At 70.7% G+C, this 22,910-nt stretch carries 23 protein-coding genes; 16 read left to right on the top strand and 7 right to left on the bottom strand.

Annotated features, from left to right (window positions below; all coding sequences use genetic code 11):
* Positions 1-117: 117 nt before the first annotated feature.
* From nusG to MXD64_RS12295, 4 genes are all read left to right on the top strand, one after another.
* Positions 118-1,170, top strand: coding sequence for a transcription termination/antitermination protein NusG (gene nusG / locus MXD64_RS12310; RefSeq protein ID WP_017888637.1), 1,053 nt, complete (start codon positions 118-120; stop codon positions 1,168-1,170).
* A gap of 158 nt (positions 1,171-1,328) precedes the next feature.
* The gene (gene rplK, locus MXD64_RS12305; protein ID WP_017888638.1) at positions 1,329-1,760 is read left to right on the top strand and encodes a 50S ribosomal protein L11; all 432 of its coding nucleotides are present in this window, start codon (positions 1,329-1,331) and stop codon (positions 1,758-1,760) included.
* 90 nt (positions 1,761-1,850) lie between these two features.
* Entirely contained in the window at positions 1,851-2,540 is a 690-nt protein-coding gene (rplA, locus tag MXD64_RS12300) for a 50S ribosomal protein L1 (RefSeq protein ID WP_017888639.1), read from the top strand.
* 85 nt (positions 2,541-2,625) lie between these two features.
* On the top strand, positions 2,626-3,234 hold the full coding sequence (locus MXD64_RS12295) for a Pr6Pr family membrane protein (RefSeq protein ID WP_139179796.1): 609 nt from the start codon (positions 2,626-2,628) through the stop codon (positions 3,232-3,234).
* 35 nt (positions 3,235-3,269) lie between these two features.
* Here MXD64_RS12295 and MXD64_RS12290 read toward each other — a convergent pair whose 3' ends face one another.
* Both MXD64_RS12290 and MXD64_RS12285 read right to left on the bottom strand, forming a co-directional pair.
* On the bottom strand, positions 3,270-3,953 hold the full coding sequence (locus MXD64_RS12290; protein ID WP_017888641.1) for a YqaJ viral recombinase family protein: 684 nt from the start codon (positions 3,951-3,953) through the stop codon (positions 3,270-3,272).
* 68 nt (positions 3,954-4,021) lie between these two features.
* The gene (locus tag MXD64_RS12285; RefSeq protein ID WP_140448993.1) at positions 4,022-5,233 is read right to left on the bottom strand and encodes an ROK family transcriptional regulator; all 1,212 of its coding nucleotides are present in this window, start codon (positions 5,231-5,233) and stop codon (positions 4,022-4,024) included.
* Positions 5,234-5,376: 143 nt separating this feature from the next.
* Here MXD64_RS12285 and MXD64_RS12280 point away from each other — a divergent pair, with 143 nt between their 5' ends.
* The 6 genes from MXD64_RS12280 (at position 5,377) to MXD64_RS12255 (ending at position 11,768) form a co-directional block, all read left to right on the top strand.
* Positions 5,377-6,123 (top strand): sugar phosphate isomerase/epimerase family protein, encoded by a 747-nt coding sequence (locus tag MXD64_RS12280; protein ID WP_259493977.1) that lies wholly within the window; start codon positions 5,377-5,379, stop codon positions 6,121-6,123.
* Positions 6,120-7,271, top strand: a complete 1,152-nt coding sequence (locus MXD64_RS12275; RefSeq protein ID WP_259493976.1) for a Gfo/Idh/MocA family protein — start codon at positions 6,120-6,122, stop codon at positions 7,269-7,271. The genes MXD64_RS12280 and MXD64_RS12275 overlap by 4 nt, the downstream gene beginning before the upstream one ends.
* 113 nt (positions 7,272-7,384) lie before the next feature.
* The gene (locus tag MXD64_RS12270) at positions 7,385-8,686 is read left to right on the top strand and encodes an ABC transporter substrate-binding protein (protein ID WP_194589771.1); all 1,302 of its coding nucleotides are present in this window, start codon (positions 7,385-7,387) and stop codon (positions 8,684-8,686) included.
* Between the two features lie 443 nt (positions 8,687-9,129).
* Positions 9,130-9,861 (top strand): carbohydrate ABC transporter permease, encoded by a 732-nt coding sequence (locus tag MXD64_RS12265; protein ID WP_263136519.1) that lies wholly within the window; start codon positions 9,130-9,132, stop codon positions 9,859-9,861.
* On the top strand, positions 9,854-10,693 hold the full coding sequence (locus MXD64_RS12260) for a carbohydrate ABC transporter permease (protein WP_017888647.1): 840 nt from the start codon (positions 9,854-9,856) through the stop codon (positions 10,691-10,693). Before MXD64_RS12265 ends, MXD64_RS12260 begins: the two co-directional genes overlap by 8 nt.
* Positions 10,694-10,823: 130 nt before the next feature.
* Positions 10,824-11,768, top strand: a complete 945-nt coding sequence (locus MXD64_RS12255) for a TolB family protein (RefSeq protein WP_263136518.1) — start codon at positions 10,824-10,826, stop codon at positions 11,766-11,768.
* A gap of 133 nt (positions 11,769-11,901) precedes the next feature.
* On the opposite strand, the gene MXD64_RS12250 is transcribed toward MXD64_RS12255, so the two are convergent.
* Together MXD64_RS12250 and MXD64_RS12245 are read right to left on the bottom strand one after the other, a co-directional pair.
* Positions 11,902-12,579, bottom strand: a complete 678-nt coding sequence (locus MXD64_RS12250; RefSeq protein ID WP_263137450.1) for an ABC transporter ATP-binding protein — start codon at positions 12,577-12,579, stop codon at positions 11,902-11,904.
* A gap of 101 nt (positions 12,580-12,680) precedes the next feature.
* The gene (locus tag MXD64_RS12245) at positions 12,681-14,216 is read right to left on the bottom strand and encodes an ABC transporter permease (RefSeq protein ID WP_263136517.1); all 1,536 of its coding nucleotides are present in this window, start codon (positions 14,214-14,216) and stop codon (positions 12,681-12,683) included.
* A 162-nt stretch (positions 14,217-14,378) separates the two neighbouring features.
* Here MXD64_RS12245 and MXD64_RS12240 point away from each other — a divergent pair, with 162 nt between their 5' ends.
* From MXD64_RS12240 to MXD64_RS12215, 6 genes are read left to right on the top strand one after another with little or no spacing between them, the layout of a single operon-like run.
* Positions 14,379-15,833, top strand: coding sequence for an oligosaccharide flippase family protein (locus MXD64_RS12240; protein ID WP_263136516.1), 1,455 nt, complete (start codon positions 14,379-14,381; stop codon positions 15,831-15,833).
* A 22-nt stretch (positions 15,834-15,855) separates the two neighbouring features.
* A complete protein-coding gene (locus MXD64_RS12235) occupies positions 15,856-16,602 on the top strand; it encodes a sugar phosphate nucleotidyltransferase (protein WP_071251876.1) in 747 nt (248 codons plus the stop codon).
* 54 nt (positions 16,603-16,656) lie between these two features.
* On the top strand, positions 16,657-17,292 hold the full coding sequence (locus MXD64_RS12230; protein ID WP_017888653.1) for a D-sedoheptulose-7-phosphate isomerase: 636 nt from the start codon (positions 16,657-16,659) through the stop codon (positions 17,290-17,292).
* Complete coding sequence (locus MXD64_RS12225) at positions 17,289-18,263, top strand: GHMP family kinase ATP-binding protein (protein ID WP_017888654.1); 975 nt, start codon at positions 17,289-17,291, stop codon at positions 18,261-18,263. Before MXD64_RS12230 ends, MXD64_RS12225 begins: the two co-directional genes overlap by 4 nt.
* On the top strand, positions 18,247-18,840 hold the full coding sequence (locus MXD64_RS12220; protein WP_263136514.1) for a D-glycero-alpha-D-manno-heptose-1,7-bisphosphate 7-phosphatase: 594 nt from the start codon (positions 18,247-18,249) through the stop codon (positions 18,838-18,840). Before MXD64_RS12225 ends, MXD64_RS12220 begins: the two co-directional genes overlap by 17 nt.
* Entirely contained in the window at positions 18,837-19,715 is an 879-nt protein-coding gene (locus tag MXD64_RS12215; protein ID WP_214518829.1) for a glycosyltransferase family 2 protein, read from the top strand. Before MXD64_RS12220 ends, MXD64_RS12215 begins: the two co-directional genes overlap by 4 nt.
* Before the next feature lie 5 nt (positions 19,716-19,720).
* Here MXD64_RS12215 and MXD64_RS12210 read toward each other — a convergent pair whose 3' ends face one another.
* Genes MXD64_RS12210 through MXD64_RS12200 form a run of 3 tightly spaced genes read right to left on the bottom strand, consistent with a single transcriptional unit; the run spans position 19,721 to position 22,814 of the window.
* Positions 19,721-20,431, bottom strand: a complete 711-nt coding sequence (locus MXD64_RS12210) for a glycosyltransferase (RefSeq protein ID WP_214518830.1) — start codon at positions 20,429-20,431, stop codon at positions 19,721-19,723.
* A complete protein-coding gene (locus MXD64_RS12205) occupies positions 20,428-21,786 on the bottom strand; it encodes a bifunctional PIG-L family deacetylase/class I SAM-dependent methyltransferase (protein WP_214518831.1) in 1,359 nt (452 codons plus the stop codon). The genes MXD64_RS12210 and MXD64_RS12205 overlap by 4 nt, the downstream gene beginning before the upstream one ends.
* Positions 21,780-22,814, bottom strand: coding sequence for an acyl-CoA dehydrogenase family protein (locus tag MXD64_RS12200; protein WP_214518832.1), 1,035 nt, complete (start codon positions 22,812-22,814; stop codon positions 21,780-21,782). The genes MXD64_RS12205 and MXD64_RS12200 overlap by 7 nt, the downstream gene beginning before the upstream one ends.
* Positions 22,815-22,910: the final 96 nt, after the last annotated feature.

The raw sequence follows: 22,910 nt of genomic DNA, 5'->3' as shown, positions 1-22,910 counted from the left end.
CCGACGTCGGTTGCCGTGCGCAGCCGTTCCGAGGAGTACGGTCGCCCGAGACGGCGTCGATCGTGACCATGACCGACCGCCAACCCGACCCGAACCACCGAACGGAAAGAATCGACTGTGTCTGACAACTCCCGCGATGACATCGACCTCGCGACGGCTGCCGAGCAGTCCTCCGAGGTCGAGGAGAACCAGGAAGGCGACGTCGAGACCGGCGAAGGACGCTCCGTCGAGTCCGCTGAAGAGCGTGCGATCTCGATCGAGGGCGACGACGACGAGTCGCTCGGCCTCAGCTCCGAGCCCGACGACGGCACCGTCGACGCCGGCCTCGACGAAGCGCTGACGGCTCTGCAGGAGTCCCGCGACCCCGAAGCCGACGCCGTCGTGGACGACGCCCTCGAGATCGACTCCGCCGACGAGGCCGAGGCCGCCGTCGAGGCCGTCGAGGACGAGGAAGAAGTCGAGCTCGAGTCCGAGACCGCCGCCGAGGCCAACGAGACGCTCGCTGCCGACGAGGCACTCGACGCCGAGGACGAGGACGACGAGCCCGCCGAGGTTGACCCGTACGAGGCCTTCAAGGCCGAGCTGCGGATGAAGCCGGGCAAGTGGTACGTCATCCACTCCTACGCGGGCTTCGAGCGCCGCGTGAAGTCGAACATCGAGAACCGCATGGTCTCGATGTCGATGGAGGACTACATCTACCAGGTCGAGGTCCCGATGGAGGACGTCGTCGAGATCAAGAACGGGCAGCGCAAGCTGGTCACCCGCGTCCGGATCCCCTCGTACGTGCTCGTCCGCATGGACCTCAACGAGGACTCGTGGTCGGTCGTCCGCCACACCCCGGGTGTCACCGGCTTCGTCGGCAACGCCCACAACCCGACCCCGCTCCGCTTCGACGAGGCGTTCGGGATGCTCAAGTCCCTGGTGCAGGTGGCCGAGGCCGCCCCGACCAAGGGTGGCGCGAAGGGCAGCGGCTCGCTGCAGGCACAGCCCGCAGCCGAGGTCGACTTCGAGATCGGCGAGACGATCACGATCAAGGAAGGCTCGTTCGCGGGTCTTCCGGGTTCGATCTCCGAGATCAAGCCGGAGAGCGGCAAGCTCACCGTCCTCGTCTCGCTGTTCGAGCGCGAGACCCCGGTCGAGCTCAGCTTCGACCAGGTCACCAAGCTCTAGCGACCACCACGCTGTAGCGATCACCGAGATCGACTACACTGAACGGGTTTGGGCCCGCGCGCCTCGTGCGAGCGGGCCTTCACCGCTGTCCGGAACGGCCGGACCAGCGGGAGAGTGCACGGATCCCCGTGTGTTCGATTCCAGGAGGAAGACAAGTCATGGCACCGAAGAAGAAGGTCACGGGCCTGATCAAGCTGCAGATCAACGCGGGAGCCGCCAACCCGGCACCCCCGATCGGTCCGGCGCTCGGTCAGCACGGCGTCAACATCATGGAGTTCTGCAAGGCGTACAACGCGGCGACCGAGTCGCAGCGTGGCAACGTCGTGCCGGTCGAGATCACCGTCTACGAGGACCGTTCGTTCACGTTCGTCCTGAAGACCCCGCCGGCCGCCGAGCTCATCAAGAAGGCTGCTGGTGTGCAGAAGGGGTCCTCGACCCCGCACACGGTCAAGGTCGCGAAGATCTCGATGGACCAGGTCCGTCAGATCGCCGAGACCAAGCAGGCCGACCTGAACGCCAACGACATCGAGCAGGCCGCGAAGATCATCGCCGGCACCGCACGCTCGATGGGCATCACGGTCGAGGCCTAAGCACCGATCGGGCTCCGGCCCACCACCAGACACCTTTCCGTGGGAGAGCCTCGCCGGCTCGCCAACCACGTATCTCGCAAGGAGACCACCATGGCGAAGAAGTCCAAGGCCTACCAGGCCGCGGCCGCGAAGATCGAGGCCGACAAGTTCTACACCCCGACCGAGGCCGTCGCCCTGGCCAAGGAGACCGGTTCCTCGAAGACCGACTCCACGGTCGAGGTCGCGCTCAAGCTCGGCGTCGACCCCCGCAAGGCCGACCAGATGGTCCGCGGCACGGTCATCCTGCCGCACGGCACGGGCAAGACCGCCCGCGTCATCGTCTTCGCGACGGGCGCGGCTGCTGAGGCCGCCATCGCCGCCGGCGCCGACGAGGTCGGTGGCGACGAGCTCATCGCGAAGGTCGCCGAGGGCTACACCTCGTTCGACTCCGCCGTCTCGACCCCGGAGCTCATGGGCAAGGTCGGTCGTCTCGGCAAGGTGCTCGGCCCGCGTGGCCTCATGCCCAACCCGAAGACCGGCACCGTGACCCCGAACGTCGCGCAGGCAGTCAACGACATCAAGGGCGGCAAGATCGAGTTCCGCGTCGACAAGCACGCCAACGTGCACTTCGTCGTCGGCAAGGCCTCGTTCACGCCGGAGCAGCTCGACGAGAACATCTCGACCGCGCTCGAGGAGATCAACCGCCTCAAGCCGTCGTCCTCGAAGGGCCGTTACGTCATGAAGGGCGCCGTCTCGACGACCTTCGGTCCCGGCATCCCGCTGGACGTCAACAGCATCTGAGTCCACTGACTCGTGGAAGGACCCGCACCGGCAACGGTGCGGGTCCTTTCCGCATGTGGGGCGCGTGTCCCGATAACGTGGTGTGGTGCGCACCCTCGTGAACTCGCTCCGGCTGATCGCCGTCATCGCCATCGTCGTCGCGGTCGTCGCGCAGTGGCTCGAGAGCGCGAAGTCCCCGACCTACTCGTTCTGGAACTTCTTCGGCTACTTCACGATCCAGTCGAACCTGATCATCGCCGTGGCCCTCGCGGTGACGCTCGTCGCCGCGGCACGTCGCAAGCGGGCGGACCTCGCCGTCTCGGTGCTCCGCGGTGCCGCCACGGTGTACATCGCGACGACGGGCATCGTCTACAACACGCTGCTCACGGGCGCGAACGTGTCGGCCTCGGTGCCGTGGTCGAACGACATCGTGCACAAGATCATCCCGGTGTACGCGGTGCTCGACTGGCTGCTGTTCTCGGACCGAGCACGGCTGCTGCTCCGGCACGTGTGGTGGTTCCTGCTCTACCCGGCGGTCTGGACCACTGTGGTGCTCGTCCGCGGTGCGACCGACGGGTGGGTGCCGTACCCGTTCCTCGACCCCGCGCAGGGCTACGGTGTCGTCGCGATCTACGTCGTCGGGATCGCGGTGTCGATCACCTTGCTCGGGATCCTGGTCGTGGGGATGAGCCGGTTGCGGCTGGTGAAGGTCTAGCTGGTGACGGTCCAGCAGACGGTCCAGCTGACGGTCTAGGAGCGGAAGCCGCGCAGTTTGTCGAGCACCAGGTCGGCGAGCTGCACCAGCCCCCGGATCTGGTCGTCGTCGCGGTCGACCCAGCGGCACTCGGGTTCGTCGGCCACCGGGACGAACCCGTCGTGGCGTTCCCACACGAACAGGGTGCGGTCGGCGCCGAGCACGTACTGCTGCCACCAGATCTGCCGGAGGTAGTGCCGGGGGATGCTCCGCCAGCCCTTGCCGGTGGTCTTGATCTCGGCGAGCACCACACGGGACGACTCGTCGACCCCGACGCCGTCCGGGGTGGCGAGGTGCGCGCGGTTCGCGGCGGCGTGGAACAGGTGCGCCGAGGGCTGGATGCCGTGGGTGGCGGCCACCCAGGCGGCGATGACCGGTTCGCGGTCCTTCCCGTGCTCGGTGAACGCGTTGCCGGAGAACCGGGAGCCGTAGCGCTTCTCGGTGACGACGGCCTCGACGGCGCGCAGGGAGGCGAGCCGGGCGACGTCGGTGGCGGTGATGCCCATGGCGCGGGCGCGGAGCCACGCGACGCGGTCCGAGGAGTGCGCGACGATGCGCTCGGTGTGGCCGCGCAGGGCGGTGAACGCGTCACGCGCGGCCGGGACCGGCGTACCGGGGGCGGGATACGCCTCCAGACCGGGGTCCAGGTCGCCCCACAGGGTGGGCTGCACGATCGTCACCCCACGATTGTCCCCCCGACCACCGGCAAGACCGAAACCGACGCGCTCACGCGGCGGGCGGGTGTGCGTCAGGAGGCCAGTTCGCGGCCCTCGGCGAAGGCGACGAGCTCGTCGACCCCGGCGGGGGAGAGGGCGTAGCCGATGGCGAGGGCCGCGGCACCCTGCAGCGCTGCGAGGGAGCCCGCACGGGACTGCACGATGACGAGGTGCTCGCTGGCGAGGGGCATCGAGCGGGAGTAGACGACCTCACGGACGCCGGCGAGCAGGTGCTCACCCGCCTGCGTGATCGATCCGCCGAGCGCGATGACGGACGGGTTGATGAGCGAGATGCACGTCGCCAGCACTTCGCCGATGTCACGGCCCGCCTGCCGGACGGCGTAGATCGCGTCGAGGTCCGATCGGTTCACCAGGTCGATGACGTCGGCTCCGGTGTGCACGTCGTGCCCCTTCGCGCGGAGGGCCCGGGCGATGGCCGGACCGGAGGCGACGGCCTCGAGGCAGCCGGTGTTGCCGCAGTGGCAGGGGACGTCGCCGGCGCGTGAGACGCGCACGTGCCCGATGTCCCCGGCGGTGCCCTGGGCACCGCGCTGCAGCCGGCCCTCGGACACGATGCCGGAACCGATGCCGGTGGCGACCTTCACGAACAGCAGGTGGTCGATGTCCGGCCAGCCGTGCTCCCGTTCGCCGAGCGCGGCGATGTTCACGTCGTTGTCGAGCAGGACGTGGGCGGCGATGTGCTGGCGGAGCCACGAGGGCACGTCGAAGCCGTCCCAGCCGGGCATGATCGGCGGGTTGGCCGGTCGTCCGGTGGAGAACTCGACGGGTCCGGGGACGCCGATGCCGATCGCGATGACGTCCTGTCGGCTGCGCCCGACCTCGGCGAGCAGGTCGTCGATCGTCTCGACGAGCCACGACAGCGTCGGCACCGGGCCGGCCGCGATGTCGATCCGGGCATCACGGGTGGCGAGCGGTGCCGCGACCAGGTCGGTGACGGCGACGCGGCCGTGCGACGCACCGAGGTCGGCGGCGATGACGAGCCGGGCGCGGGGCTTCAGCGCCACCTGGGCGGGCGGACGGCCGCCGGTGGAGACGGCGGTGTCGACGGCACCGACGAGTCCGATGTCGATCAGGGAGTCGAGGCGCACGCCGATGGTGGAGCGTGCGAGTCCTGTCAGTGCGGCGAGCTCGGCCCTGGTGCGCGGCACGCCGTCGCGGAGGATCTGGAAGAGCTCGCTCGTCCCGACCGGAGGCGACGCTGCCGTCCGGTTCAAGTCGACCATGTGGGGAGTGAAGCACACATCGTTCGCGCCACGCAATGAAGTCCGTCGACATTCCTTCGACTTCTGCTTGACCGCCGACAAAAGTGCTCGTAGTGTGACGATCGGTCACTGACGACCGCACCATCTCGACGAGGAGAACCCTGGTGACCCAACCGCTCTCGGTCCAGCTCTACACGGTCCGCGATGCCCTCAGCGCCGATCTGCCCGGCACCCTGCAGCGCATCGCCGACATCGGCTACACGAACGTCGAGGCCTTCGGCTTCGTCGACGACGCCGACGAACTCGCCGCCGCCCTGCGGAGCGCAGGCCTCGCCGCCCCGAGCGGCCACGCCCGGCTGCTCGACGCCGGCGAGCAGGACCTCGAGCGCATCTTCCACGCGTCCACCACCCTCGGGTTCGGGACGCTCATCGACCCGCACATCGACGAGGCTCGCTGGACCACCCGCGAGGACGTCGAGGCGATCGCCCGCGAACTCAGCGCGCTCGCCCCGCGGGCGGCCGACCACGGTCTGGTGCTCGGCTACCACAACCACGCGTTCGAGTTCTCGAACCGCATCGACGGCGTCAGCGCCTACGAGGTCTTCGCCGACGCCCTGTCCGACGACGTCGTGCTCGAGCTCGACACCTACTGGGTGCAGGTCGGCGGGGACGACCCGGTCGCGGTCATCGGCAAGTACGGCGACAAGGTCCGGTTCCTGCACGTCAAGGACGGCGACGGCTCGCACGACGACAAGCAGCAGGTCGCCGTCGGCAACGGCATCATGCCGATCCGCGACATCATCGCCGCCGCACCCGAGGCCCTGCACGTCGTCGAGCTCGACGACCACGACGGTGACGTCCTCCAGGCCGTCGCCGACTCCTACACGTTCCTCGAGGGGGCCCGCGCATGACCGACACCACGACCGCCGCTGCGACGGCGACCGACAGCACGCTGCGCACCGGCCCGGTCGGCGTCGGCGTCATCGGCGCCGGGGTCATCTCGGACCAGTACCTGTCGAACCTCACGGTCTTCCCCGACGTGACGGTCCGCTTCATCGCCGACATCGACCTGCCGCGCGCTGCCGCCCAGGCCGAGAAGTGGGGCGTCCCCGGCTCGGGCACCGTCGAGGAGCTCCTGGCCGACGACGACATCGAGATCGTCGTGAACCTGACGATCCCGGCTGCCCACGTCGAGGTCGCGCTGCAGGCCCTGGCCGCAGGCAAGCACGTCTGGGGCGAGAAGCCCTACGCCCTCGACCGTGCCAGCGCCGCGGAGCTCCGTGACGCCGCGGCCGCCGCGGGCAAGACGGTCAGCGTCGCCCCGGACACGTTCCTCGGCGCCGGCCTGCAGACCGCGCTCCGCACCATCCGCGAGGGCCGCATCGGCACGCCGCTCAACGGCCTGACGCTGTTCCAGAGCCCCGGACCCGAGTCGTGGCACCCGAGCCCCGAGTTCCTCTTCGCGTACGGCGCCGGTCCGCTGTTCGACATCGGCCCGTACTACATCACCACCCTCGTCCAGGCGTTCGGACCGGTGAAGAAGGTCACGGCGACGGCGTCGAAGTCCCGCGCCACCCGCACCATCGGCTCCGGACCGAAGGCCGGCACCGAGTTCCCGGTGGACGTCCCGACGAACCACTCCGCGCTCATCGAGTTCGAGAACGGCGGGAGCGCGCAGAGCGTCTTCTCGTTCGAGTCCGACCGGGGCCGGACCGGCTTCGTCGAGATCGCGGGGGAGACCGGCACCGTCGTGTTCCCCGACCCGAACAACTTCGACGGCGACACCGAGCTGTACCTGCTCGGTGCCGAAGAGCCCGAGACGATCCCCGCGGTCGGCTCCACCTCCTCGCGCGGCACCGGCGTGGTCGACCTGGCCCGCTCGCTGCGGGCCGGCGAGACGAACCGCGTCCCCGGTGCGCTCGCCTTCCACGTCCTCGACGTGATGGTCTCCATCGCCGAGGCAGCAGAACGTGGCGAGGCGGTGCTCGTCGAGAGCACCGTGTCGCCCTCCCCGACCCTCCCCGAGGGCTGGGACCCCGCGGAACGCACCCTGGCCTGACCGCCGGGGCGCTGCCCGCAACCCACAGCAGCACCCGACCAGCACCATCCGCAGCACCAGCTCCACCTCTGCACCATCCCTGCACCATCTCAACGACGAGAAAGTAGAGAGTCATGCGCACTGCCATCCGCGCACTGGCCATCACCGCGGCCGCCGCACTCACCGTGACCGGCCTCGCAGCCTGCTCCTCCGGATCGTCCGGCGACGCCGGCGACTCCAAGACGCTCACCTACTGGGCGTCCAACCAGGGCACGTCCCTGCAGAACGACAAGGAGGTGCTGACCCCCGTCCTCGAGAAGTTCACCAAGGAGACCGGGATCAAGGTCGACCTCCAGGTCATCGGCTGGAACGACCTGCAGAACAAGATCCAGACCGCCGTCACCTCGGGCCAGGGCCCGGACGTCGTCAACATCGGCAACACCTGGGCGACCTCGCTCCAGGCCACCGGCGCCTTCCAGGAGTTCGGTGACGCCGAGATGAAGGCGATCGGCGGCGCGGACAAGTTCGGCAAGGTCGCCCTGTCCACCGGTGGCGCGCCCGACAAGACGGTCACGAGCGTCCCGCTCTACGGCCTCGCCTACGGCCTGTACTACAACAAGAAGATGCTGTCCGACGCCGGCATCACCCCGCCCACCACGTGGGAGGAGATGGTCTCGGACGCCGAGAAGCTGACCAAGGGTGACACCTACGGCTTCAGCCTCGCAGGCGGTTCGTACACCGAGAACTCGCACTTCGCGTTCATCAACTCGGCGCAGAACGGTGGCGAGTGGTTCGACAAGGACGGCAAGCCGACCTTCACCTCGAAGGCCAACGTCGACGGCATCAAGCGGTACCTCGACCTCATGCAGGACTCGAAGGTCGCCAACCCGTCGAACGCGCAGTACGACAACGCGACGCAGTCCACCACGGACTTCGCGAAGAAGAAGGCCGCGTTCATCCTCAACCAGAACAACGCGAACGCGACCATCGAGTCGCTCGGCATGAAGTCGTCCGAGTACGGCGTCGTGGCCCTGCCCGCCCCGAGCGGTGGCGAGCAGATCGCCTCGTTCCCCGCTGGCATCAACCTGTCGGTCTTCAAGAACACGAAGAACAAGGACGGCGCGCTCGAGTTCGTCAAGTACATGACGAGCATGGACACGCAGACGACGCTGGACAAGCCGTACTCGGCCCTGCCGGTGCTCGCCAAGGCTGCTGACTCCGTCACGGACGAGCAGACGAAGACGTTCCTCGACATCTACAACAACAAGGCGAAGCCGCTCCCGCTGGTGCCCGCCGAGGACCAGTTCGAGTCCACGGTCGGCAAGGCGATGAACGACATGTTCGCCAAGATCGCGACCGGTTCCAAGGTCTCCGAGGCCGACATCAAGTCGGCTCTGCAGACCGCCCAGGACCAGGTGTCCCAGGCCGCCGGTTGATCCACCCTGGAGGCCCGGGTCGCGTCCGCAGGACGCGCCCGGGCCTCCAGCCCCTGACGCTCCAGAGCCGACCACCCGTCGGCCGTGAGGCACACGCCCCACGCACCCCGCGCCTCCCGGCTGCCACGGCACGCGCGGACCGCACCTGCACGCCCCTCCTGCCGAAAGGCCCCACCAGATGTCCACGACGGTCCTGCCCGACTCGGAGCGCATCGACCTGACGCACACGAAGGCCCCGACGATGTCGGGCCGTCCGCCAGGTCGCAAGCGCAAGACCCACTGGCTGCCCTACGCGCTCGTCGCGCCGGCCATCCTGTTCGAGCTGCTCATCCACATCGTCCCGATGCTCACCGGCATCTGGATCTCGTTCATCCAGCTCACCAAGTCACTTCATCGCGAACTGGGGCGCCGCGCCCTTCGCCGGGTTCCGGAACTACCAGGTCGTGGTCGACTTCGACCAGGCGATCGGCCGCGGGGTCCTCAACTCGTTCCTCATCACGTGTGCCTTCACGGTCCTCGTGGTCGGGCTCTCCTGGACGTTCGGCATGGCCGCAGCCGTCGCGCTGCAGAAGCCGTTCGCCGGACGCGGGCTGTTCCGCACCCTGTTCCTCGTGCCGTACGCGCTGCCGATGTACGCCGGCGTCATCACCTGGAAGTTCATGTTCCAGCGGGACTCGGGGGCACTGAACCACCTGCTGGTCGACCAGCTCGGACTGTTCGGTGGCAACGCCCCGTTCTGGCTCATCGGCAACAACGCCTTCGTCGCGGTCGTCGTCGTGGCCATCTGGAAGACCTGGCCGTTCGCGTTCCTGATGCTGATGGCCGGCCTGCAGTCCGTGCCGAACGACGTGTACGAGGCCGCCTCGGTCGACGGCGCCAAGCCGTTCCGGCAGTGGCGCTCGATCACGCTGCCGATGGTCCGTCCGGTCAACGTGACGCTCGTGCTCGTGATGTTCCTGTGGACGTTCAACGACTTCAACACACCGTTCGTGCTGTTCGGCTCGACCGCGCAGCCACCGGCCGCGGACCTGCTGAGCTTCCACATCTACAACGCGTCGTTCATCACCTGGAACTTCGGTTCCGGCGCCGCGATGAGCGTCCTGCTCCTGCTCTTCCTGCTCGTCGTCACCGGCATCTACCTCGCCGTGACCAACCGGAGGTCCGTCCGTGCGTGAGACAACTGGCGCCAAGTCCTTCAAGATCATCACCCTGGTCGTCCTGACGCTGTTCACGGTCGTGCCGCTCTACGTGATGATCACCACGGCCATCAAGCCCCTCGGCGACGTGCAGGACAACTTCACGTGGATCCCGTCGCGGATCACCTTCCAGCCGTTCATCGACATGTGGTCGACGGTGCCGCTCGGCCGGTACTTCATCAACTCGCTCGTCGTGTGCACGGTGGCGACGGTGTTCTCGCTGATCATCGCGACGTTCGCCGCCTACGGTGTCTCGCGCTGGAACTTCAAGGGCAAGAGCACCTTCACCACCGCGGTGCTCTCCACGCAGATGTTCCCCGGCGTGCTGTTCCTGCTGCCGCTGTTCCTGATCTTCACGAACCTCGGCAACACCCTGGGGATCCAGCTCGTCGGGTCGTGGCTCGGGCTGATCATCACGTACCTGACGTTCACGCTCCCGTTCTCGATCTGGATGCTCGCCGGGTACTTCGAGACCATCCCGCGCGAGCTCGACGAGGCCGCGATGGTCGACGGTTCGGGTCCGATGGGTGCCCTGTTCCGGGTCATCCTGCCGTCGGCCCGTCCGGGTCTGGTGGCGGTCGGGATCTACTCGTTCATGACGGCCTGGGGTGAGGTCCTCTTCGCCTCGGTCATGACGAACGGGCTCGGTTCGACCCTGGCGGTCGGTCTGCAGCAGTACTCGACGCAGACGAACGTGTACTGGAACCAGGTCATGGCGGCGTCGCTCGTCGTGTCGATCCCGGTCGTGGCCGCGTTCCTCGTGGTCCAGCGCCAGTTCGTGGCCGGCCTGACCGCGGGCGCCGTGAAGTAGGCGACCCCCTTTCCGCAAGACACCGGTGTTCACGCTCGACACCCCCGCATCACGCGGTGCGCAGCGTGAACACCGGTGTTCTGCCGTTCCCCACCGACCCCGACCACCCGACGACCGACAGGATGGAAGCATGAGCGACGAGACCCGGGGGCGGCAGCTGCTGCCCGGACAGACCAGCCGCGTGCACGTGTACGACGTCGGGTCACGGACCGCGCGGCTCGTGTTCGAGTCGGCAACGGTGCTCGTCGAGGCGCCGAACGTCCTGGACGCCGACACCCTGGTGCTGAACGGCGACGGCGACCTCTGGCTGCTGCGGTTGCCGTCGGCCGACAGCGGCACCGTGCTCGACGAGACCGCGCTCGTGCCGGTGCCGATGGACGGTGTCGACGAGATCAACAACGACCACGTGCTCGACCCGTCCAGCACCTCGATCGTGGTGAGCGCCCGCGACGGCGAGCTGTACCGGGTCCCGTTGCCGGACGGCGGCCCCGCGACCCGGATCACCGACGTCGCTGCGGCCCTGCCGACCAAGCGGAAGTTCTACCTGCACGGCATCGCCCCGGACGGCAGCGCGCTCGCCGCGATCGTGGGGGAGCTGTCCGAGGACGGCGTCTGGACGACCGACGTCGCGATGCTCGACCCCGCGACCGGTGAGCCGACGTTCGTCACGCGGGACGAGCACGCCGACGACGGCTGCACGATCACCGCCGACGGCACGCTGCTCTGGAACACCGAGCGCTTCACACCGGGGACCGCGCAGCTCGCGTCACTCCGGCCCGGCGCCGACGACCCCGTCCGGATCACGAACGACGAGCGGGTGAACTGGTTCCCGCACCTGTCGCCCGACGGCGCACACCTGCTGTCCCTGTCGTACGAGCCCGGCGTGCAGGGCCACCCGGCCGACCACCGCGTCGAGCTCCGGCTGCTGCCCGGCTCGCTCGTCTGCGGTGCCCGGATCGCCGTGCAGCCGGAGACCCTGGTGGCGCTCGACGGCGGGCAGGGGACGGTCAACGTGCCGCCGTGGGCGCCGGACTCGACGTGGTTCGCGTACTGCGACTACCCGGTGGCGCGGTAGCGGGAGCGCCGGGGGGATCGGCGGCGTCCTCACGCGCTGAGCGACAGTCCACGCGCTCCTGGAGGCGTGGACTGTCGCTCAGCGCGGAACGCGGGCGGACGCCCCGCGCCTGCCCGCGCACCCGCCTGCCCCGCTAGACCTCGCACACCTGCCCCTGCTTGATGTGCAGGCGCCGCTCGGCCCGCTTCGCAACCCACGAGTCGTGCGTGACGATGACGACGGTCAGCCCGCGCTCCCGCCACTGCTTCTCGATGAGCGCCATGATCTCGTCGCGGGTCGACTCGTCGAGCGCACCCGTCGGCTCGTCGGCGAGCAGCACGCTCGGGTTCTTCACCAGCGCCCGGGCGATCGCCACCCGCTGCTGCTGTCCGCCGGAGAGCTCGGCCGGCAGGTGCTCCATCCGCTCACCCAGCCCGACCTCGCCGAGGGCAGCCACCGCACGCTCGCGGACCTCGGTCCGGGACCGGTTCGCGAGCGACCCCGCGAACGCCGTCTCGACGTTCTCGAGCGCCGTCAGCGTCGGTATCAGGTTGAAGCTCTGGAACACGAAGCCGATCTCGGTCGCCCGCAGGTCGGTCAGCGCGCCGTCGCCGAGCTTCGCCACGTCCCGGTCGCCACCGAGGTGGATCGACCCGGCACTCGGCCGGTCGAGCGCTCCGAGCATCTGCAGCAGCGTCGACTTCCCGCCGCCGGTCGGCCCCTGGACGGCCACGAGTTGCCCCTGCGGGATCGTCAGGTGCACGTTCGTCAGGGCGGTGACGGTCCGGTTCTTCTGCTGGTAGGTCTTGCTGACGTTCGTCAGCCGGTACATCGGACTGGAGGCACGGCGCGCCTCCGCCTCGCCGGTCGCGGTGTCGGTGCTGGTCACGGGTGCTCCTGTCGTCGGTTCGGTCGTGTCGGTGCGGCCGGGCATCAGGCCACGCTCCGGAGCGCTTCGGCCGGACGGAGCCGGCTCGCACGCCAGCCGCCGAGCGCGCCGGCGATGAGCCCGCCGAGGATCGCCAGGCCGATCGCCAGCAGGATCACCTCGACGGTCACCGGGGCGTGCAGCACCACGTCGGTCGTCGACGCGGTGCTCGCGCCGCCGCCGAAGCCACCGGCCGGTGCACCGCCCGTCGTGCCGCTGCCCGCGGCCGCGGTCGCTGCGCCGCCGGGCATGCCACCGCCGCCACCGGCACCCCCGCCGGTCGTGCTCGAGGCGCTCGCCGAGATCGTCGGGCTGATGACGTTCACCACGAGGATGCCGATCAGGCCGGCTGCAGCGCCGAGCACGCCGCCGATCAGGCCCTGCACCAGGGACTCGCCGGCCACCTGTCGGGTGATGCGGCCGTTCGACCAGCCGATCGCCTTGAGGGTCCCGAACTCGCGGGTGCGGCGGGTCACGCCGGAGATCGTGAAGAGGATCGCGATGAGGAACGCCGCGGCGAGCACGACGATCGACAGCCACGTGCCGAGGTTCGCGACCAGGCTCGACGCGGTGCTGAGCGACCCGGACACGCTCGAGGCCAGGTCGGCCTCGGTGGAGACGGTGGCACTCGGCAGCTTCGCCTGCAGTGCGGACTTGATGGTGCTGACGTCGGACGACGACTCGGCGGAGACGGAGATGGAGGTGACCTTCCCGTCGAGGTCGGCCAGCGCCTGCGCGGTGTCGAGCGGGATGTAGGTGTTCGAGCCCGTGGTCGAGGCCGAGCCGGTGGAGCTGACGATGCCGATGACGGTGAAGTCCGTGCCGCCGATGTCGACGGTGTCGCCGACCGCCTTCGACTCGCTCTTCGCGTACGACGCATCGAGCACGACGACGTCCTTGCCCGCGTCCTTCGCGGCGAAGGTGCGCCCCTTCGTGAGCTCGGTGCTCGTGAGCGGACCGACCGTCGCGCCGGACACCGGGATGCCGGTCACCGTGAACGAGTCGACGCTGAACGACCCACCGCCGAACCCGCCGCCACCGCCGGTGTCCCCACTCGGCGGGCCCTGCTGGGTCGTGCTGTCGCTGCTGCTGTCCGTGCTGCTGTCGTCGGTCGACTGCTGCTGGACCTGGCCGGAGAACGTGCTGTTCTCGAGGGTCAGGACACCCGTTGCGGCCTTGACGCCGTCGGTGCTCGTGATCGTGGACAGGTTCGCGGCGTTCAGGGTGCTCGTGCCGCGGGCGACCGCCAGTCGCGACTGGGACAGGTCGGTCGAACCGCTGTCGTCGTCACTGTCGCTCCGGCTGCCGAAGTCGAAGCTCGGACGCCCGCCGTTCGTCGACGCCGTCGCGGTCTTGGTGACGGTGATGTCGGTGCCGACGCCGTAGACGGACTGCAGGACGCTCGACTGCGCGGCCTGCACGCCACCCGAGATCGACGACACGATCACCACGAGGGCGATGGCCAGGGCCATCCCGATCGCGATGATGACCGTCTGCTTCTTGCGGTTCGTGAGTTCGCGCCTGAGGTAGGTCAGGAACATGGTTCTCCTCGGTGGTGGCCGGCTGGGGTCACCGGCCGCGCAGAGCACGCGGCGGGGCCGACGGAGGAGAACCTAGGCAGCGTGGTTGTGGCGGTCACTGCTGCTTCCGATGAACCGCGTAAGCGACCCCCGGCAAAGGATGACACGTGATATTCTGGATGCGTGGCGATCGTGCGGAGTGGGGTGTTCAGCATCGCCGCGACCGCTTTCCGGGCCTCCGTGCAGATCGTCTCGAACGTCGTCGTGGCACGCGTCTTGGGGCCGGACGCCTACGGGGTCGCCGCGGCGGTGCTCGCGCTCGGTGTCGTCCTCGAGCTGGTCCGCAACAGCGGGTTCGCTGCGGTCGTCCTGCGTTCGGGTGCGCTCCCGGCGGACGTCCACGTCGCGCTCCACCGGGCGAGCTCCCTGACTGGGATCCTGCTGGGGGCCCTCGTCGCCGCCGCCGGTCTCCTCGTCCTCCGGGCGCTGCCGTCGTCGCCGTCCGGCGGGCTGCTCCTGGCGATCGCAGTGGCCTTCCCGCTCGCCGGCCTCGTCGCCGTCCCGATCGCCTCGATGGTGCGCCAGCACGAGATGGGACGGGTCGCACTCGTCGAGTCGATCGCCGTGGTGCTCGGTTCCACCCTGTCGATCGGTCTCGCGCTCGTCGGCGCCGGATCCGTCGCGATGGTGGCGCAGGTGGTGGCCCTGTGGATCGTGATCACGGTCGGCGTCGTCGTCCTGCGCCGCGTGCCCCGCGGCACGGCAGCACCGTGGCGTTCGGTCCGCACCATGGCCGCGCTCGCGCGGGACGTGTCCTTGGTCCAGCTGGTCTCGCTCGTCGCCAGGGCAGGGGACCGCGTGCTGGTGGCGGCGCTCTTCGGCCCGGCGGCGTCCGGCTTGTGGGCCCAGGCCGTGCAGCTGATGACCCTGCCGCTGGACCAGATCGGGGCGGCTGTCCAACGGATCGCGGTCCCGGCGATGGCGGGCGTCGACGCCGTGGTGCTCCGTGAGCGGTTCCGGCGACTCGTCGGCACGGTGACGCTCCTGGCGTGGCCGGTCCTCGCCGTGCTCGGGGCGCTCGCCGGCCCGATCGTCCACCTGCTGTTCGGTGACGACTGGCTCGGCTCCGCGGCACTCCTGCCGTTCCTCGTCGTCGCGGGCGGGGCGCAGGCGCTCGGGTTCGCGGCCGTCTGGTACTTCATCGCCAGTGGCCGCGCCGGGCGACAGGTCCGTTGGGCGCTGGTCACCCAGCCGGTCCTCGTCGGCGCCCTCGTCGTCGGCACCGTCTGGGGGCCGCAGGGCATGGCTGCCGCGTACGCGGTGGCCTGCTCCGGGCTCGTGGTGCCGGCCTTCCTGGTGGCGACGAAGGGATCCGGTCTGCGGTTGCGCGACCTCGGACTCCCGGTCCTCCCCGCGGCCGCGGCCACGAGCGCCGCGGTCCTCGTGTCGGCCGTGGTCCGAAGCGGGTTCGGTGCTGATCCGATCGGCTCCGTGCTCGTGCCGGGCATCCTGGCAGCACTGGCGGCACTGCTCGTCGCCCTCGTGTTCCCCGACGTCCGATCGGCCCTGCCCCGTCGGCGCCGACGACCTCCCCGTCCCCGTCCCAGGAAGGCGCTCGCCCGTGGCCCGGTTCCCTGATCCCGTCCCCCCGGTCCCACCCGTGCGGACGGCTGTCATCCCCGCCGCCGGTCGCGGCACCCGACTCGGTCGCCTGACGCAAGCGATCCCGAAGGAGCTGCTGCCACTCGGCGACCGGCCGACGCTGGACATCGTGGTCGACGAACTGATCGGCGCCGGGATCGAGCGCATCGTCCTCGTCACCCGGCCGGACAAGACGGCCTTGAACGACTACGTCACGGACGTCCTCCGGCCGGACGCCCGAGCGCGGGGCGTCGAGTTGGAGACCTGTCTCCAGACTGCCGGGCCGGGCAACGGGGGAGCGATCCTGTCGGCTGCGACCCGCGTGCGCGATGAGTCCTTCCTCGTGCTCTGGGGTGACGAGGTCGTCTTCGGTGAGAACCGCAGCGCCGTCGTGCTCGACCGTCACCGCAGGACTGGACTGCCCGTCATCGCTGTCGTGCGTGCTCCGCGTGCGGCGCTCCGACGCTGCGGTGTCGCTCGTGTGGACGCCAGCGGGAGGGTCGTCGAACTCGTCGAGAAGCCGGTCGACCCGCCCGTCGACGGGCTCGCTTCGGTCGGTGGGTACGTGGTCACGCCAGCGGTGCTCGGAGCGCTGCGCGCCGTTGCCCCTGCGGCCGACGGGGAGCTCTACCTCAGTGCTGCGCTCGGCGCGCTCGCACTCGACGGGGGCGTGCAGGCCGCACGGATCCACGGCGACTGGCACGAGACCGGGTCGATCGACGGCTACACGACCGCGTTCGCCGCAGCGGTTGCTTTTCGCCGTTGATATTTCGCATGTGTAATGGGTATGCTGGTCGTCGACACCGAACGAAGGACAGCCATGCTCACCACCACAGCCCCTGACCTGCGGGCCGCCGCGCAGATCGTCGAGGCGTACTCCGTCCAGGTCGACCGGTTCGCCCGTCGGTTCCCCGTCGACGAGATCGCGCGCATCGCGGCCGTGCTCGTCGACGCCCACCGCGACGGACGCTCGGTCTTCGTCTTCGGCAACGGGGCCTGCGCGGCGTTGGCGAGCCACATGGCGGCCGACCTCGCGAAGAGCCTGGCTCCGTCCCGTCAGGCCGACCCGCTCGCTCCGGTCGCCGAGCGGCTGCGGATCCTCGCCCTGACCGACAACGCCGCAATGATGACCGCCGTCGGCAACGACTTCGACTACGACGACGTCTTCCTCGAGCAGCTGCGGGTCCTCATGCGCACCGGGGACGTCGTGTTCGGGCTCAGCGCCTCCGGGGGATCCGCCAACGTGCTGCGCGCGCTCGACTTCGCCCGCGACCGCGGCGCCGTCACGCTCGCCTTCACCGGGGCGATGCAGGGACTCCCGCCGATCCTCGACCTCGTCGACGTCGCCGCCGTGGTGCCGTCGTGTGACATCGACGTCATCGAGGACTTCCACGTCGCGTACCACCACGCGCTCACCCGTGCCTTCGTCGCCGGCGTCCAGGTCGCCCGCTCGTGATCATCGCCCGCTCCCCGCTCCGCGTCTCCTTCTTCGGTGGGGGCAGCGACCTCCCCGCGTACTTCTCCGAGCAGCCCGGGTGCGTGGTCAGCACCACGATCGACCTGGCCGTCGAGACCGTCGTCCGCCCCCGTGCACGTGGTGGGATCCGCGTCGTGACCGACGGCGTGCAGACGGCGGACTCCCCGGCAGCCATCGAGCACGACTTCGTGCGCGAAGCCCTGCTGCACGACACCCCGGCGGTCCCGGTCGACGTCTCGATCCACTCCGACGTCCGGAGCTCCGGGACCGGCCTCGGCACCTCCGGCGCGGTCGTCACCAGCCTGGTGGCGGCGTTGGCGGCACTCCGCGGTGCCGACCTCGAGCCGAGCGCGCTCGCCGCCACGGCCAGTGAGATCGAGATGATCCGCTGCGCGCGTCCGGTGGGCCTGCAGGACCAGACCGCGTCCGCCCACGGGGGACTCCGTCGCTACGACTTCGGCACCGACGGCTCGACGGTCGCGACGCCCATCGACATGCCGGAGCGTGCCAGGCAGGACCTCGAATCGTCGCTCGTGCTGGTCGACACCCTGATCGGGCGGGACGCCGGACAGCAACTCGGCCGCCAGTCCCGCACGATGTCGCGGCCGGGCGGAGCGCGGGACCGCGTGACACGGATGGTGGAGCTCGCCCGGGTGATGGGCGACGAGCTCGCCGCCGGTCGCACCGACTCGTTCGGCCCGGCCCTGCACGAGGCATGGACGCTCAAGGCCGCGGTGCTCGGAACGACGGCGAGCCCCGTCGTCGAGCTGTACGAGCACGGACGCACGCTCGGGGCCACCGGCGGGAAACTGCTCGGTGCCGGCGGCGGCGGGCACATGCTGTTCGTCGTGCCCCCGTCCGAGCGTGCTGCGTTCGTCCGGGCCCTCGGCCCCGAACGCGTCGTCCCGTTCGCCTTCTCGGAGACCGGGACCCGTGTCCGCGTCGCGTGACCGGCACCGGTCGTTGGAACGGCTCTCCGAACGGCCGCTCGACGGCGTCGACGCACTGTTCCTCGACCGGGACGGTGTGCTCATCGTCGACCACGGACACGTCGGGTCGCTCGACCGCACCGAGCTCGTCCCCGACGCCATCGAATCGGCTGCTGCGGCCTGGCACGACGGCGTCCCGGTGGTCGTCGTGACGAACCAGAGCGGCATCGCCCGGGGCTGGTACGACTGGTCCGGCTTCGACACCGTGAACGGGCGCATCCGCCGAGCCATGCAGTCCCACGGCGCGGACGTCGACGTGATCGTCGGGAGTGCTCGACTGCCCGGTGACCCGGACCCGTGGCGGAAGCCCGGACCCGGCATGGTCCTCGCGGCGGCAGCGACGTTCGGCATCCGGCTCGCCGGGTCCTGGATCGTCGGTGACCGTCCGTCCGACCTCGCCTGTGGTCGGACCGCCGGGCTCGCCGGCGGTGTCCTCGTCGGCGACCTCCACGCCACGGGGGTGACCCCCGCTGCCGGGATCACCACGGCGGCCACGATGATCGGCGCGACGGCCGGCCAACGGGAACCCGCACGATGAGCGGCGTCGCACCGCAGCCCACGGTCGGCGTCGTCATCCCGGTCGGACAGCGCACCACCGTCGAGCTCGGCCCCCAGTTCGCAGCGCTCGCCCGGCAGACGTGGACCGGACCCGTCGAGATCGTGGTCAGTTGCAACGGTGAACCCCGTCACCTGGTCGACGCGCGCATCGCTGCAGAGGAGTGGCCGCGCGGCTGGACGGTCCGCTCCATCGACTCGTCCGCGATCCGAGGCGCTGCCCCGGCGCGGAACGCCGGTTGGCGGGCACTCCGCTCCCACATCGTGCTGTTCTGCGACGCTGACGACGTCGTCGCGGACACCTGGATCGCGGGGATGGTCCGCGGGCTGGCCGATGCCGGTGTCTGCACGGGGCCGCTGCTGCACGACGCGCTCAACGAGCCGTGGATGTGGGAAGCGCCCGAGCAGGCGTGGCCGATCGTGCGGTTCGGGCACCTCCCGCACACGTCCGCTGCCAACCTCGGCATGCGGCGCACCGTCCTCGAGGCCACCGGGGGCTTCGACACGTCGCTCGGTGCCGCCGAGGACATCGACCTGGCATGGCGTGCGACCTACCTCGGGTTCCCGACCCACTTCGAACCGTCCGCATCGGTGCAGTACCGACTCCGCCGAGGCACCCGGGAGCTGTTCCGGAACAACCGGCACTACGCGCGCTGGGACCGTGTCCTCGTCGACAAGCACCGAGCGCACGGCGCCGCCTGGCGTCCCCGCGAGGTCCTCCGTCACCTCCTGGCGACCGGATGGGCGCTCGTGGGCGCACCGTTCGGCCGGCGGCGACGACGTGCTGCGGCGATCCGCCTCGGGACGGTCACCGGCTGGGTGGAGCGGTTCACCGGCCGACGCCCCACCTCCACCTAGGACGGTCAGCCGACGTCGCCGTACTGCTGGCGCAGGTGTTCGGCGTACCCGCCCGGGGTCCTGCCCGCGAAGCGCCCGCTCGTCACCACCGGCAGCTCGACGGTCGCGTCCACGCGGAACCCGAGCGCTCGGGCCCGGGTGACCAGGCGGGCGTCCTCGTGTTCGGGGACGGGGTCGAACCCGCCGAGCGTGACGTACGCCGCGGCGAGCACGCCGAGGTTGGCGCCGTGCACGTGACCGAGCGCGGCGCCCGGCGGGTGCGCCCTCGTCCACCGGTCGAACACCGCGGGCGCCAGGTCGTCCGGGTCCGGGACGACGGCGCCCACGAGCACCTGCGCGCCGGACGCCAGTGCGTCGGACTGCTGGACGAGCCACCGCTCGTGCACGCGCGAATCGGCGTCGGTGTGCGCGAGCCACCGAGCCACCGGGTCGCCGTCGTGCGCTCGCAGCGCGTGCGTCGCCCCGATGGACCGTGCCCGACCGACCCCGACCCGGTCCGTGGTCAGGACGTCGACCGGGTACCGATCGACCACGGCAGCGGTGTCGTCCGTGCAACCGTCCAGCACCACCGTGATCGCCGCGTCGACCCCGGGCCGCTCCGTGGCCAGCCGGTCGACCGCCACCAGGAGCGATCCGAGGCACGCGGCGATCCGGTCGGCCTCGTCGTGCGCCGGGACGACCACGTCGATGCGCGGTCGGTGGTGGGGTCCGGTCACCGGACGATCCCCTCGGCCCGGGCCACCGACGTGACCGCCGGGCCGGGCAGCACGCTCAGCACGAAGTCCGCTTCCACGTGCCGGAGCAGGGCGGGACGCGGCCAGCGTTCGGTCAGCCGCGCGTCCACCGCGTCGCCGCTCGACACGGCCTCGTCGTCGGGGTGCCGCCAGTGACAGGCGACGAGCACGCCGTCGTCGTCGAGCGAGGTGAGCACGCGGTCGATCGTGGCGTCGAGGTCGGCCGGGGACAGGTAGTACCCGACCTCGGACATCACCACCAGGTCCCAGCGGCCCTCCGGCCACTCGGACGGCAGGGCCGCCTGCACGAACCGCGCGGTCGGGGCACGGCGGGCGGCACGCTCGAGCGGTGCCGCCGAGATGTCGGTGCCGAGCACGTCGTCCGCGCGTTCGGCCAGGGCGGCGGTCAGGACACCGGTCGCACAACCGAGCTCGAGCGCCGAGCGGAAACGCGGGCGGGGGAGCGCCGCCAGTGTCACGGCCCGCTTGCGCTGCTCGTACCAGGACCCGTCGAAGTCCCACCCCTCGGGCTTCCGGTCGTAGTGCGCGTCGAACGACTCGCGAGACCGCGACGCGGCGGACTCCGGCACGAAGAACCACTCGGTCGTCCGCAGGTGGTGCGCGGCGTGCCGGTCGTCGACGATCGCCTCGTCGCCGACCGCGGGCGAGAGCGGCCGGGTCTGCGACGGGTAGGCATCGAGGGCGGCACGCTTCCGGGCGACGAGGCCCTCGGTCAGCGGCAGCGCTCGAGCGCGGTCCCACGGGGCGACGGAGTGCTCCGGCTCGTCCCAGTGCCACGCCCAGATCGGGTACGCGAGCAGGTCGACGTCGGTGGCGCTCGCCGCGGCGGCCTCGGCGACCTCGCCCGCGATGCGGTGGTCACGGTGCCCGTCTCCACGCCACGGTGCGACGAGGAGCACCGGGTGCGTGGCCGCGGCCAGCGCCTGGTCGACGGCCTCCGTCACGCGGTCGCGGTGTTCGCGGGTCGTGCCGTCCGGGATCCCGACCGAGGTCGACGTGACGTCGGGGTGCAGGACGCGCACGGCCGCATCGAACTCCGTGTCGCGTGCGGCGGCGAGTGCCTCCGGGGTCGTCGTGGGGGAGTCCGGGTGGGAGCGCTCGCCGCGGGTGAGGAGCAGCACGTGCACGGGGGTGCCAGCCTGCGCTGCAGCCGCGATCAGGCCACCGGCACCGAGGGTCTCGTCGTCGGGGTGCGGTGCGACGACGAGCACGGACCCGGTGTCGGCCAGGTCGATCGCCGGTGCGTCCACGCCGTCGAGGAACCGTGTCCACGCCGCCGGGTCGGTCCCCGGTTCGCGGTGGTCGAAGTTCACCACGCGACACCGCCGCGCTCGAGCACCGTCCGGCCGATGCGGGCGAGGTCGCGTGCACCGTGGTCCTGCAGGACGTAGAGCTCGAGGTCGGCGACCCGTGCGGCGACGGCGGCATCGGCGGTCAGCGGTGCCGGGCCGATCGTCGCGACCACCCGTTCGCGCACCGCGTCGACCGACCGGCGCACCCGCGACCGCACCGTCTGGGCGAGCAGCCGCCAGTCGGTGTCGTCGGAGGCCGGGTCGGAGCCGTCGATCCGGGCAGCGGCGTCGGCGAGGGCGTCCTCGGCGTCGGCGAGGTCGGCGACGGTGGCACCGAGGGCCGCCTGCAGCAGCTCGGACTCCGGGTGCGCGGCCGCGGCGTCGCGGAGCACCCGTGCGAGCCCGACCGCGCCGCCCCACCAGCAGGCTGCGACACCGATGCCGCCCCACGCGAAGCCCGGACGCTCCAGGTACCAGCCGGGGGCGCCGACGGGGCGTGCCCGGACACCGTCGAAGTCGACCGGTCCGCTCGGCACGTCGGGCATGCCGCGTGCGACCCAGGCCTCGTCGTGCACGGTGACGCCCGGCTGTCGCAGGTCCACGGCGACCAGGACGCGCTCGTCACCCAGGTGCGCGGTGACCAGGGCGTGCGAGAGCGTCGAGGCGAGCGAGCACCACGGCTTCCTGCCGTGGAGCAGGACCGTGCCGTCGTCCTGTGGTGCGGCGTCGAGCCGCAGCCCCAGGCCCTCGGCGGCGAAGACGCCCCAGGTGGAACCGTCCGGGGCGTCGACCCCGGCTTGCGCCAGGATCCCGAGGGCGTCCAGGTGCGGTTCGACGGTGCGGGCAGTGGCGACGTCCGCTGCGGCGACCGCGGCGAGCGTGCCGAAGAAGCCGCCGGCCGTGCCGGCGGACAGGGGCGGGGTGGCGGCGGCGACCGCCTGCGCGACCGCCAGGCGGTCCGTCGGTGTCGAGCCGGGCCTCCCGGTCGTCCGTTCGATCCGCGCGGTTTCCAGGTGCCGGGCCGACGACGGCCAGGCTGCAGATCGCAACATGCTCCCAACGTACGGAGCGTCGGGCCGTGGACGTGTCCTCGATCCACAGAACGCACTGGGCTGGGCCACAGACGACTCATAGGAACTTCTCGATAC

The organism is Curtobacterium sp. Arg-1 (assembly GCF_025643395.1).
In the GTDB taxonomy this organism is placed as follows: Bacteria; Actinomycetota; Actinomycetes; order Actinomycetales; family Microbacteriaceae; genus Curtobacterium; species Curtobacterium poinsettiae.
Note: the sequence above shows the minus strand (reverse complement) of the source record. Positions and strands in the feature narration are given on the sequence as shown.

Bases quoted from the DNA above. Each gene is read 5' to 3' on its own strand.
- rplK (WP_017888638.1), top strand. From the start codon at position 1,329: ATGGCACCGAAGAAGAAGGTCACGGGCCTGATCAAGCTGCAGATCAAC.
- rplA (WP_017888639.1), top strand. From the start codon at position 1,851: ATGGCGAAGAAGTCCAAGGCCTACCAGGCCGCGGCCGCGAAGATCGAG.
- MXD64_RS12285 (WP_140448993.1), bottom strand. From the start codon at position 5,233: ATGGTCGACTTGAACCGGACGGCAGCGTCGCCTCCGGTCGGGACGAGC.
- MXD64_RS12275 (WP_259493976.1), top strand. From the start codon at position 6,120: ATGACCGACACCACGACCGCCGCTGCGACGGCGACCGACAGCACGCTG.
- MXD64_RS12270 (WP_194589771.1), top strand. From the start codon at position 7,385: ATGCGCACTGCCATCCGCGCACTGGCCATCACCGCGGCCGCCGCACTC.
- MXD64_RS12255 (WP_263136518.1), top strand. From the start codon at position 10,824: ATGAGCGACGAGACCCGGGGGCGGCAGCTGCTGCCCGGACAGACCAGC.
- MXD64_RS12250 (WP_263137450.1), bottom strand. From the start codon at position 12,579: ATGTACCGGCTGACGAACGTCAGCAAGACCTACCAGCAGAAGAACCGG.
- MXD64_RS12245 (WP_263136517.1), bottom strand. From the start codon at position 14,216: ATGTTCCTGACCTACCTCAGGCGCGAACTCACGAACCGCAAGAAGCAG.
- MXD64_RS12230 (WP_017888653.1), top strand. From the start codon at position 16,657: ATGCTCACCACCACAGCCCCTGACCTGCGGGCCGCCGCGCAGATCGTC.
- MXD64_RS12215 (WP_214518829.1), top strand. From the start codon at position 18,837: ATGAGCGGCGTCGCACCGCAGCCCACGGTCGGCGTCGTCATCCCGGTC.
- MXD64_RS12200 (WP_214518832.1), bottom strand. From the start codon at position 22,814: ATGTTGCGATCTGCAGCCTGGCCGTCGTCGGCCCGGCACCTGGAAACC.